We start from the raw sequence: 12,737 nt of genomic DNA on the forward strand, positions 1-12,737 counted from the left end.
TCCTATTTACACAATATATTTCCCGCGATTTATAATAGCTTTCGCAATTTCTCTCTTCTTCGTAAATACGTTCGTGTATAAAGGTACTAATAATTGACGGATTTCAGCTAAAATCACATGTCTATCTTGTTCTTCTGTGACAGCCGCCGAAAGTACAGAAATCACTGATTCTTCTACTTTACGGTATCCTTCTTCACAAATAACATCCGTTATGAGTTGCTTCGTACGTTCTTTTTCCTCACCATTTTTACTTACCGCTTTTCTCGTACGTAAAAACGCTGATTCCATGACGTACACGTCCGTCAACATATTTGAAATTACACGTGAATATTCTTGTTCTTGGTCGATTTTTAGACCTGGAGTTTTAGAGAGCGTTTTCAAAGATTGTTTCAACAATTTTTTTGCTAATAAAATGTAACGATGGTTTCTTTCGACATTTGCTACATCACTTTCTACTTCAGTAACTTCTAATTGTTCGATTTGCTTCATTAACATTTTGGCAACTGTTAATCTATTAATTTCATTCGTTCCTTCAAAAATACGACTAATTCTAGCATCACGATATAATCGTTCTACCTCATACTCTTGCATATAACCGTAACCACCATGAATTTGTACAGCTTCATCTACGATATAAGCAAGTGTTTCAGAAGCGTTCACTTTATTAAGTGCACATTCAATTGCAAATTGGGACATTTTCTTCATAAGATCTTCATCGCTCTCATGAATTGCTTCATCGATTACACCTGCTGTACGATAAGCTGCACTTTCTGCTCCATATGTAGCAATGATCATATTTGCAATTTTCTCTTGAATCATCGTAAAGTCTACTAATTCCGTTTGGAACTGTTTTCGCTCTTTTCCATATTGAACCGACAAACCAATTGCTTGTTTTGCTGTTCCAATATTCCCAAAAGCAAGTTTAAGTCTAGCAAAGTTAAGAATATTAAGGGCTACGTGATGCCCTTTCCCAACTTCCCCTAAAACATTTTCAGCAGGGATGACAACATCTTCTAAAATAAGAGTCGCTGTTGAAGAACCTTTAATCCCCATTTTCTTTTCTTCTAATCCAATAGATACACCTTCACATGTTCTTTCGACAATAAACGCTGTCATTCCTTTATTTGTCTTCGCAAAAACAACGTATACATCTGCCATATGAGCATTTGTAATCCATTGCTTCTCACCATTTAACTTCCAAGCTGTTCCCTCTTCATTCAATACGGCGCTTGTTTTTGCACTTAATGCATCCGAACCAGCATTTGGCTCAGTTAAAGCATAAGCACCAATCCATTCTCCCGATGCGATTTTCGGTAAATATTTTTCTTTCTGTTCTTTCGTTCCATAATATATGTAAGGCAATGTACCGACACCAGCGTGTATATTAAAAGAAACGCTAAACGCACCAGCGTAACCCATTTTCTCTGCTACAAGACCTGAGACAGCCTTTCCTAACTCAAACCCGCCATAAGCTTCTGGTACCTCAATGCCTAATAATCCAAGTTCCCCAGCTTTCTCAAATAATTGACGAGAAACTTTATAGTTATGTTGTTCAATATTCTCCATTTGTGGAAAAATTTCTTGTTTAACGAATTGTTCAGTCGTTTTTGCGATTAAATCTTCATCACCTGAAAAATCTTCTGGTGTAAAGTAAGTATGATTTGTATCTTTATTGAGTGAAAAAAATTCATCCCATGGTAACTTCGTTTTCTCCATATGTATCCCCCTATCATTCGGCTTTCATAGCTTTTTGCTTATGCTCGTCTACGATGAGTGGAATATCTTTTTTGAAAATAGAAGGCGATGATTTTTCACATCAAGCATTTTATTTTGCCAAAGATGTATTTTCATCGCCTTCGCTGCTTTATCTATTGATCTTCTGATAATACTGTTTTTGCAATACCAGTATCTAACTCTTCAAAGTCATGATATGAAATTGTTTCGTATAATTCACTTCTCGTTTGCATATTAGAAAGTGCATCTTTTTGAGAACCTGTTTCTTTAATTAAAGTAAACACATTTTCATACGCTTTCGCTGCAACGCGAAGTGAAGTTACAGGATAAATAACCATTTGGAATCCCATATTTGCAAATTCCTCTGCACTATAATATGGAGTTTTTCCGAATTCAGTCATATTCGCAAGTAAAGGTGCATTTACCTTGCTATTAAATAGACGGAATTCTTCCTCTGATTGAAGCGCTTCAGGGAAAATTGCGTCTGCACCTGCTTTTACATATGCATTTGCTCTTTCAATTGCTTCATCTAATCCTTCAACGCCACGAGCATCAGTACGTGCTACAATGTATAAGCTCGGTGCAACTTCTTTAATCGCTTTAATTTTTTGAACCAATTCTTCTGTAGTAACAAGTTTCTTACCATTTAAATGCCCACATTTTTTTGGTAATTGCTGATCTTCAATTTGGACAGCTGCTACTTTCGCTTCCACCATTTCTACAGCTGTTCTCGCCACATTTAGTACACCACCAAATCCTGTATCAATGTCAACAAGAACAGGTAAATCTGTAGCTCTTACTAAATCTCTTGCTCTCTCAGCCACTTCAGTAGACGTCACGATACCTAAATCTGGTAAGCCTTTACTTGCAGTATAAGCAGCTCCTGATAAATAAAGAGCTGAAAAACCTGTATTTTTTGCAACTAAAGCCGCCATTGCATCATGAGCACCTGGAATTTGCAAAATTTCATTTGCTTCTACTAAAGCTCGAAATCGATTCGCAAGCTCCTCTTGTGTTGACTGCTTTTTCACAACCCAAGCCATTCTAAATTCCCCCTATTATTAAATTAAGAATAGATCTACAAATTCGTTTACATTCATATTTTCTAGTTTTTCTTCATTTAAACAAACTTCATGAATTTGTTCTTGTTGCTTACTAGAATAATGACCTGCCATATTTGCAGTGAATTTTTGAACAACTTTTGGAATTGCTTCGTCTCTACGGAAACGGTGACCAAGTGGATATTCACATTCCACATTTTCTGTTACTGTGCCATCTTTAAAGTGAACTTGAACAGCGTTGGCGATTGAGCGCTTGTTCGGGTCAAGGTAATCTAAACTGTACTGTTTGTTTTCAACAACAACCATCTTATTACGTAATTCATCTACACGTGGATCGTTTGCTACTGCATCTTCATAATCGTCTGCAACGATATCTCCTTTTAATAAACCAATTGCCGTAATGTATTGTAAGCAATGATCACGATCAGCTGGGTTATTTAATGGCCCTTCTTTATCAATAATACGAATTGCTGATTCATGAGTTGTAATTGTAATACGGTCAATTTCATCTAATCTCTCTTTAATTTCCGGATGCAACTTCACTGCACATTCTGCAGCCGTTTGTGCATGGAATTCTGCTGGATATGACACTTTAAATAATACATTTTCCATTACATATGACTCTAGTGGTCTTGCTAATTTTAATTCTTGTTTATTGAATAATACATCTTGGAATCCCCATCCTGGCGCAGATAATGCTGTTGGATAACCCATTTCACCTTTTAGAGCAGTCATTGCAAGATGAACACCGCGGCTCGTTGCGTCACCTGCAGCCCATGATTTACGTGAGCCCGTATTTGGAGCATGACGATATGTACGAAGACTAGAATTATCAATCCACGCATGTGATAATGCATTAAAGATTTCTTCACGTGTTCCGCCAAGCATTTTCGCAACTACTGCAGTTGTTGCTACTTTTACATATAATACATGGTCAAGACCAACTCTGTTTAAGCTGTTTTCTAAAGCCAGCACGCCTTGAATTTCATGTGCTTTAATCATCATTTCTAATACTTCACGTACTTTTAAAGCTTCTTTTCCTTCTGAAATACGAACACGGCTAATATAATCTGCGACCGCTAAAATTCCGCCTAGGTTATCAGATGGATGTCCCCACTCTGCTGCAAGCCAAGTATCGTTATAGTCTAACCAACGGATCATACATCCGATATTAAATGCACCTTTTACTGGATCTAGTACATAAGACGTACCTGGTACACGTGTACCATTTGGCACGACTGTTCCTGGCACAACTGGTCCTAGTAATTTCGTACATTCTGGATATTGTAATGCTAAAATTCCACATCCAAGTGTATCAAGTAATACGTAACGAGCTGTACTGAATGCTTCTGCACTAGTAACCTCTTTATTTAATACATAATCCGTAATCTCTTCTAATAATGCATCTTTTTGCTTAATTTCATTTGTTTTAATCATGCTATCCTTCCCTTTCTGTCGAAAATTCGTTATTATTAATGATGGGTGTCGGTCAAACACCCATCTGGCGGGCGGTGCTAACAACTCCCCAGTTGTTCTTATTTACTAAGTACATGTCGCTCGCCAATATAATTTACACGCGGACGGAACAAACGATTATTTGCATGTTGCTCAATAACGTGCGCACATAATCCCACTGTTCTAGAGCTAAAGAAGATAGGTGTGTAAAGTTGAATTGGAATACCTAGCATCCAATATACTGGAGCTGCATAATAATCAAGATTTGGATAAATTCCTTTTTCTTTTTCCATAATCTTTTCTCCAGCTTCACACATTTCATATAGTGTATAATCACCTTTTACATCACATAACTGTTTTAAAGCTTCCTTCATCATAAGTGCTCTTGGATCCATCTTCTTCATATAAACACGGTGTCCAAAGCCCATAATTTTTTCTTTGTTATATAATTTCTTCTGTAATAACTCTTCAAATTTCTCAACATTACCAGCTTCTAAAAGCATGTACATAACCGCTTCATTTGCACCGCCATGTAAACTTCCTTTTAAAGATGCAACTGCACCTGTTAAAGCACCGTATAAATCTGATTGTGTTGATGCAATAACGCGAGCTGTAAATGTAGAGTTTGGCATTTCATGCTCACTATATAAAACAAGGGAACGATCAAAGATCTTTTCCTCAAGTTCAGTTGGTTTTTTACCAGTTAACATATAGAAGAAATTCGCACTATAAGATAATTCTTTAAGAGGTTCAATTGGCTCCTCATTATTTAAAATATGATAGCTATTCGCTACAATGTTTGGCACTTTACTTAACAGCCTGTACCCTCGGCTTTTATTCACTTCTAACGAGCGGTTTTCGATATCATTATCGTAACCAGCTAACGCTGACACACCTGTACGTAATCCATCCATGGGATGCGTCTCTTTAGGCAATGCCTTTAGTACGTTGAATACACCTTCTGGTACTGCATATTCTTCTTTTAATTTCTTTTCAAGTGTTGCTTTTTCATCTTCATTCGGTAGATGTTCCTCCAATAAAAGGTGCACAATGTCTAAATACTCTTTTGTTTTTGAGAGTTCGATTAAGTCATACCCTTGAATTACAATTTCACCTTTTACTGTGTCAAGAAACGAGATTTTCGTCTCCGCTGCCACTATACCATCTAATCCCGGGGAAAATTTTTCTTCAGCTTTCATCATTATTTCCTCCAATCCTAATAGATCTTCGTGCACATAACTGTAAGCCTTTACAATATTGTGAAACTACATTTCTATTTCAATGTATCAGAGTTTTTAGAAGATTTCAATTTATTTTATAATGATAAGTTTCCTACACTTTTCTTACTGTAACAATACAATTTTTTGAAAATAATTCTTATATTTTACAAAGAAAGAATAGACTTCTTTGCATATTTTCAAAAACAAGATATAAAGATTTTTCATATAACACCGCCAAATATACAATTATTCTAATTTTATTTGAGAAATAAAAAAAACGAGCTGTACATAAATACAGCTCGTTACTATATGATATTTATTTCACTATCTCTTAAATATAATTTTTATATAAAACTTATTCATTTTTAATAAAGTTATTATTTTACATAATTAAATTGAATTTCTTCCATTTCCTCATGATAACTTACAAATAAATCATAGTTTTGAAAATACCAAAGATCATCAGAATCTACAAAAAATATAATACCTTCCTTCTCAACTGACACTATTTCCCCATCTGGTTTCTCAGCAACAACCCCTAAAGAATATCCGGGCTGAATTGAACTATCCCCTCCGTACCTTACAGTAAAACGTACAGATTCACCGTGCTTTATACGTAATTCTTCCTGGAACCATTGCAGAGCTTTACGATCAATTGAAATTCTCATCTTTATTCCTCCAGTTTACGCAAACTCTTTTTTTCCTAATCGTTGTTTTACAAAGAAGACGAAAATAATTAAAGCTATTAATGCCGAAATTGCACTCCCTGAAAATAAAATACGATAACCAAACATTTGTGAAACAACTCCAAGTAAAATAGCACCTAACCCGATTCCTAAATCAAACGCTGTAAAAAATGAAGCATTTGCAACTCCTCTTTTACTCGGATCAACAATTGTAAGCATTGCCGCTTGCAAAGCTGGCTGCGCTGAACCAAATCCAATACCGTATAATGTTGCTGCGATAATTACACCTAACAAACCATTTGAAATAGTTAAAACAACTATAGCTAAAATAGTAATACATAATGCTGGGATTATGATGAATACTTCTCCATACTTATCTAATAGTTTCCCTGAAATTGGTCTTACAATTGTTAATGCAATTGCATATACAAGAAAGAAAGTTCCCGGATTCACATGAATTGATGATGCAAATAACGGTAAAAAGGTTGTTATTCCTCCATATGCAAACGATAAAAAGAATACTACAATCGTGATTGTTAATACGGATTTCTCAAATAGCTGAATTTTCCCTTTTTCTTTTTGTGGCGTAAATGGCATCTTCGTTATTAGTGATAATACGACTGCCATAAAAGATAACAACGTCGCTAATAAAAATAGACCATGAAATGAATAATTTTGTACAACCCATAATCCAATCATTGGTCCGATTGCCATTGCAATTGTCATCGCCATCCCGTACCAACCCATACCTTCACCGCGGCGTGAATCTGGAATAATATCCGTTATTGCTGTTCCAACAGCTGTTGTAGAAACAGCCCATGTTACTCCGTGAATAACACGTAAAACAGCTAAAAGGACAATAGTCGATGCTATATTATAGGAATACATCGTTAATCCAAAAAAGATGAGTCCGAAAATAATAAAGGATCTTCTACCATATTGATCTAACATTCCTCCAATAATCGGTCGTATTACAACAGCAGCTATTGTAAACATTCCCATCATGAGTCCAACTTGCGATTCATTGCCACCTATCTCTTTAATAAAGAGCGGGAGCGTTGGAACAAGTAAATAAAATCCTGTAAATAAAAATAACATTGCGAAAGTCATTTGAATAAATGATTTCGTCCATAATTGTTCCATAAAAATACCTCCATACACTCGTAAAATATTACGATTAACACCCTCATTGTACATTTTTTTTATCTCTTTTCCCTCCGTAAATAGACGTATCTTTTCATATTAAATAGTCCACCATCAGCTTACATTAGTCTTAAGACTTTGTACGCATGTTTTAAACGAAAGTCCTATATATGTACCTTTATACGTGCGAAAAGAATATACTAATTTATTATCACAACTTAGGAGTGATTATTTTATGTGGGTATTATCATCAAGAGTAACTGTCGCGGTTCCTTCGATACCCGAAATACATGCCCCCGCCGTTCATACAGCAAGTTCCGATGTCGGCATTGAACTTCCAGCAATTTGGCAACAATACCAATCACCAGGTCAAGCTACCCCTTCATTTTGGCATCATGGTGCCCATCCAAGTAGCACTACCTTTTATCACCCTAGCTACGCTCCACCACCTCAGGCTCAAGTCTTTTATCATTTCCCATCAATTTATTTTCAAAATTTTTATGGCACGTTTAACATTTAATAGCCATCACTGTATTCCCCCTACATTGCAATAAAGATTAACTTCACTCCAGTTTCAACATAAAAAGTCGAATTTCCTAAATAAGAAATTCGACTTTTCAAATTATTTTTCCAACTAAAGTAACCACTAAAGAAAGATATTTATTAAAGATTTGAATATAATTTTTACTTATTTAATACTTTATATGATTCATCACAGTTAGTCACTTTGCGGGATAGCCTAACCAACACATACCATCTTTTGCAAATAGGCTTTCCTCTCTTTACGTTAATTCATTCTTTTTCTTCTATCCAGCCCTTAACATTACATTTTCTGTAGCAAAATAAAAAAAGCACTTAAGATTGTAAATTCCTACAAATCTTAAGTGCTCTTTTGAAAACTTTTCTATAAATTTTTCTTATTGTCCATTATTGGCAGGAACCTCTCCTGCATTTCCACCATTATTTGGTTGTACTGTTGCAGGTGGGGTTGGAGTTCCTTGACCTCCATTATTATTCGCTGGAGGTGTCGTTCCTTGGCCTCCTCCGTTATTTGCTGGAGGTGTCGTTCCTTGGCCTCCTCCGTTATTCGCTGGAGGTGTCGTTCCTTGACCTCCTCCGTTATTTGCTGGAGGTGTCGTTCCTTGGCCTCCTCCGTTATTCGCTGGAGGTGTCGTTCCTTGACCATTTCCGTTATTTTGTTCATTTTGTTTCTTTTCTTCTTCTTGTTTCTTTTGCTCTTCTAGTTTCTTTTGTTCTTCTTGCTTCTTAAGTTCCTCTTGTTTCTTTTGCTCTTCTTGTTTTTTCAGTTCTTCTTGTTTCTTTAATTCTTCTTGCTTTTTCTCTTCTTCAGTTTTTTGCTGTTGATCTTGTTTTGGTTGCTCCGTTGTATCCGGTACGCTAGTATTTGGCGATGAATCACGTTTTTCACCTTTTATACGTAGCTCACTACCTTCTTGAATAACGCTACTTGGCATTTTAAAGCGTGATTTATCTGTAGCCATTTCACTCATCATTTCTTTAAAGATCAACTGTGCAATTTTCGTATTTTTACTACTAATATACTCGTCTTTACCATCTTTCATATACCCCGTCCATACTGCCATCGTATATTGCGGTGTATATCCAGCAAACCAACTATCACGAGTTGCACTTTCTGGAATTTTATATTGAGCTAATTGTTTTGATGAGTAGTTTGTCGTACCCGTTTTACCAGCTACATCTAAAGATGCTATATTTGCAGATGTACCAGTACCTGATGTAACTACAGAACGAAGCATATCTGTAATCATATATGCGGTAGAGTCTGTCATAACTTGTTTTGGTTTTTGTCCAAAACTTTGTGACTTACCATCTGGATAAACGACTTTCTTAACAAAATGCGGTTTCGTATATTTACCATCATTACCAAATGCCGCATAAGCGCCCGCTATTTCAGTTGGTGATACTTCATTTGTACCAATCGCTGTTGATTCAGTCGGTGCCGTATTAAATGTAATGCCTAATTTCTCAGAGAAGTCTTTTGATTTATTAATTCCAACTTCTTTCGCAGTCTTAATTGCTGGGATATTTCGTGACTTTTCTAATGCTACACGCATTGTAATAGGGCCCATATGACTTCTATCTGAATTTCGTACTTCTTGTCCCGTTGAATACTTAAATGGAGAGTCATCAATTTGATGGTACGTAGCCCATTTTAAATATTCAATTGCAGGAGCGTAGTCGAAAATCGGCTTCATCGTTGAACCAGCTGCACGATCTAATTCAATTGCCATATTATGCCCTTTAAATACAGCTTTATTTTCTCCACGGCCACTACCTATAGCACGAACTTCTCCTGTTTTCGTATCCATAAATGTAAATGCACCTTGGAATTTATCGTTCGGATAATCAATGATATTATTATTTAAAATATTATCAGCAAGTTTCTGTGCTTTCGGATCTAACGTAGTATAAATTTCTAAACCATCAGAACCAATATTAGCATCTGGCAATTCTTTTTCTACTTCTTTCACAACTGCATCCATAAATGCAGGGTATGGCATTGTTTGTAGTTGAGTTGCAGGCTTGAGTCCCTTTTCTACGTCAACTTTTGATGCTTCTTCCATTTCCTGTTTTGTTATATATCCATGTCGATTCATTAAGTTTAGAACAACATTTCTTCTTTCTGTTGCTTTTTGAACATTTTCTTTTTTCGTTGGATCATAGTTATTCGGTGCTTTCGGTAAACCTGCCAGCATCGCAACTTCTGGTAATGTTAAGTCCTTCAATTCTTTACCATAGTAGTTTTGTGCTGCTGTTGCGATCCCATATGAACGGTTTCCTAAGTTAATTTTATTTAAGTACATCTCTAATATTTCATGTTTTGAATACTGTTGTTCTAGCTTATAAGCTAAATATATTTCTTGCGCCTTACGCTTTGGTGTTTTGTCCATTGATAAGAAGTAGTTTTTAATAACTTGCTGTGTTATCGTACTTCCACCTTGAGAACCGTAATCTCCTTTAAGACTTACTAGAACAGCACGCGCAGTACCTTTAAAATCTACTCCGCTATGCTCATAAAAACGTGAATCTTCTGTTGCTAAAAATGCATTTTCTACTAATTTAGGTATTTGCTCATACGTAACATTCGTCCTTTTTTCTTTTCCATATTCATATACCAAATCCCCGTTTTTATCATAAATTTTTGAGGATAACGGATTAACAAGTTTTGCTTTCTCAAGTTTTGGTGCATCCTTAATCATTACGAAAAAGGTAGCAACCCCCGCCACTAAACCAACAATACCAAGTAATAAACAAGTAATTAAAAACTTGCGAAAGAATGATGTTTTACCTTTTGGTTTTTGTGTTTTAGAAGCTGGTTGTTTTTTCTTTTTAACTTGTCGTCGTTCCTCTCGAGAACGATAATTTTCTGACATGTTACTTTCTCCTGCCTTTCAATTCTCCCGTTGATTTACTTAAAAATATTGAGGTCACTTTCTAAAATGCATTTGATTAAGAAAGTATATTGACCTGGAGCATTCAATATTTTCCCAATTCACAGATTATAAATTTTAGAATACTTCTTATACAAACTATTTTCACTTCTATTTTTCCTAATAACGCTGCCCCTTTAAGCATAGAATGTAAAAAGTGAATTTTTAATACCTCGTATAAATAATATACCTTTTTTTCAAATGGTCAATATTTTCTTATTTATAAATCAAAGGTGAAATAAAAATAGCACAACGATATGTACTTCGTGTGAACTTCCTTATAATTACGTATAACAAACATTTAATATATTGCATATAAGTATAATACCTCTTAAATTATAAGGATTTCAACATCACAACCTCAACATATACAAGAAATTATTAAAAATGAAAAGTGAGGAGTTGCGTAATGATGAAGCTATCTCCCGTGATTTCAAAAAATATAGTTGCTGTTGGCTATAATCCTTTTTCTATGATTTTGCGAATCCAATTAAAGAACGGTATGTACGATTTCTTTAATGTACCAGAAAGTATTTATACTGGCCTATTACATGCACAATCTAAAAGTTATTATCATAAAACTTATATTAAAAATTCTTTCCGCCACACAAAAATTTAAACTTAACACCCACTAAAAAAAGGAGGTTAATCCTCCTTTCTTTTAAAAACATTTCACAGATGAATTATCTTCGATTCCTCTTATTAATTTCATCATATGCTTGAATTTGTTTTTTCAAACGCCGATCAGCTTTTTTATCATGCACTACAAGAATTGCATGTATAACTCCTGGAACCCAAAATATTAATGTTAATATGAAATTTATTATTGCCTGAATTGGTTTTCCACAAAATAGTACAGCAACAGGTGGAAGAAAAATTGCTAATAAATACATCATCCCTTGAAAACTCCTTATTTTGTATTTTATATATCCCTTTTCAAAACATACGTAAAGAAACCTTATGATGTTGTTGTTACATAAATTTTCATTAAGTATATATAACATCTCTTACTTTATCTATTCTATCTATAGGCAAAAAAACCTACTACTATTTTAATCTTAACGTACCTATAAAATTCATGTATCTCCTTCTATTTATATAAGTATTTCAACCTTTTCATTGTTTTCTAGCCTATTTTCTTCCTCTATTGCAGTTACTCCAATTGCAGAAATTAACGTTCCTATCGCTTGTATCCAAATACCAATGAGTGCAATTATTCTCTCATCCTTCTTATCAAAAATACTATCTTCATTTTCTCTCTCATCTTTCAATACATTTGAAACACCTTGATACGCTTGTAATCCAGCACCTAAACTTTGCATGGAGTTACCTAATATAATCATTTTCTGTAGTACATTTATATCCATCAAAGCTGCTTCTACTCCTAAAAAAGCACCGATTGATTGTAAACTGTTCCCTGTAATAATAAGATAATCATTTTCTTTCGATTGTTCATTTATATTAAAATATGTTCCTATTACATTTGATATATTCCCTAATGCTAATAGCTCAATTCCTATTTGATCAAGTAATTTACTTTGATTCTCTAAGCCTATATTTTGATTTTCTCTTTTTTCTTCCCCATCATCATAATTGCTCGCAATGATTTGTAATATATACCCGAGGGCTTGTAATGAGCTTCCTACAATAACAAGATCCGATTCAACTTTCTCTTCTCCAATAAATCCCCTTGTCGTTCCAATTGCAGCTGTAAGGTTCCCTCCTACTTGAAACCATGCCCCTGTAACTTTTAAACCGCTTGGATTCATTTTTATCACCTATTTAAATATTTTCTAAACCCTTCAAAATAAAGTGAAACTTTAATCAGTGGGGTTTTCTTCATCCCCCGCCTAAATTCTTTGCTTTCGCTGAATTTTGAGGTGGGGGTCTTACTGATTGGCAAATAGCGGAATAAATAAATTCCACCCTTAATCTTTTATTTTATTTTTCAAATGTAATTTTGTG

11 protein-coding genes are annotated in these 12,737 nt (G+C 34.9%); 2 read left to right on the plus strand and 9 right to left on the minus strand.

Features of this window, described 5'->3' with window-relative positions:
* Positions 1 to 6: 6 nt before the first annotated feature.
* The 6 genes from MRP26_RS00155 to MRP26_RS00180 form a co-directional block, all read right to left on the minus strand.
* The gene (locus MRP26_RS00155) at positions 7 to 1,716 is read right to left on the minus strand and encodes an acyl-CoA dehydrogenase family protein (RefSeq protein ID WP_053564568.1); all 1,710 of its coding nucleotides are present in this window, start codon (positions 1,714 to 1,716) and stop codon (positions 7 to 9) included.
* A 152-nt stretch (positions 1,717 to 1,868) separates the two neighbouring features.
* Positions 1,869 to 2,777, minus strand: coding sequence for a methylisocitrate lyase (gene prpB / locus MRP26_RS00160; protein WP_000312640.1), 909 nt, complete (start codon positions 2,775 to 2,777; stop codon positions 1,869 to 1,871).
* Positions 2,778 to 2,795: 18 nt separating this feature from the next.
* Positions 2,796 to 4,232: a 2-methylcitrate dehydratase gene (gene prpD / locus MRP26_RS00165; protein WP_000598139.1), complete on the minus strand. Its 1,437-nt coding sequence runs from the start codon at positions 4,230 to 4,232 to the stop codon at positions 2,796 to 2,798.
* A 98-nt stretch (positions 4,233 to 4,330) separates the two neighbouring features.
* Positions 4,331 to 5,452, minus strand: coding sequence for a citrate synthase (gene mmgD / locus MRP26_RS00170; RefSeq protein WP_069355554.1), 1,122 nt, complete (start codon positions 5,450 to 5,452; stop codon positions 4,331 to 4,333).
* A 395-nt stretch (positions 5,453 to 5,847) separates the two neighbouring features.
* Positions 5,848 to 6,138: a HesB/YadR/YfhF family protein gene (locus MRP26_RS00175; RefSeq protein WP_001222842.1), complete on the minus strand. Its 291-nt coding sequence runs from the start codon at positions 6,136 to 6,138 to the stop codon at positions 5,848 to 5,850.
* A gap of 15 nt (positions 6,139 to 6,153) precedes the next feature.
* Entirely contained in the window at positions 6,154 to 7,299 is a 1,146-nt protein-coding gene (locus MRP26_RS00180; RefSeq protein WP_242805819.1) for an MFS transporter, read from the minus strand.
* Between the two features lie 235 nt (positions 7,300 to 7,534).
* On the opposite strand from MRP26_RS00180, the gene MRP26_RS00185 reads away from it, so the two are divergent.
* Positions 7,535 to 7,819: a hypothetical protein gene (locus MRP26_RS00185; protein WP_063547175.1), complete on the plus strand. Its 285-nt coding sequence runs from the start codon at positions 7,535 to 7,537 to the stop codon at positions 7,817 to 7,819.
* 397 nt (positions 7,820 to 8,216) lie between these two features.
* Here MRP26_RS00185 and MRP26_RS00190 read toward each other — a convergent pair whose 3' ends face one another.
* A complete protein-coding gene (locus MRP26_RS00190) occupies positions 8,217 to 10,715 on the minus strand; it encodes a transglycosylase domain-containing protein (RefSeq protein ID WP_001293956.1) in 2,499 nt (832 codons plus the stop codon).
* A 466-nt stretch (positions 10,716 to 11,181) separates the two neighbouring features.
* Here MRP26_RS00190 and MRP26_RS00195 point away from each other — a divergent pair, with 466 nt between their 5' ends.
* Positions 11,182 to 11,391: a KTSC domain-containing protein gene (locus tag MRP26_RS00195; protein WP_000977080.1), complete on the plus strand. Its 210-nt coding sequence runs from the start codon at positions 11,182 to 11,184 to the stop codon at positions 11,389 to 11,391.
* Between the two features lie 64 nt (positions 11,392 to 11,455).
* Here the strand turns inward: MRP26_RS00195 and MRP26_RS00200 are convergent, their stop codons facing one another.
* Both MRP26_RS00200 and MRP26_RS00205 read right to left on the minus strand, forming a co-directional pair.
* Positions 11,456 to 11,668, minus strand: coding sequence for a YqaE/Pmp3 family membrane protein (locus MRP26_RS00200; RefSeq protein ID WP_000990219.1), 213 nt, complete (start codon positions 11,666 to 11,668; stop codon positions 11,456 to 11,458).
* 198 nt (positions 11,669 to 11,866) lie between these two features.
* The gene (locus MRP26_RS00205; RefSeq protein ID WP_053564572.1) at positions 11,867 to 12,541 is read right to left on the minus strand and encodes a DUF6944 family repetitive protein; all 675 of its coding nucleotides are present in this window, start codon (positions 12,539 to 12,541) and stop codon (positions 11,867 to 11,869) included.
* Positions 12,542 to 12,737 lie beyond the last annotated feature (196 nt).

Source organism: Bacillus sp. CCB-MMP212 (assembly GCF_022748145.1).
In the GTDB taxonomy this organism is placed as follows: Bacteria; Bacillota; Bacilli; order Bacillales; family Bacillaceae_G; genus Bacillus_A; species Bacillus_A cereus.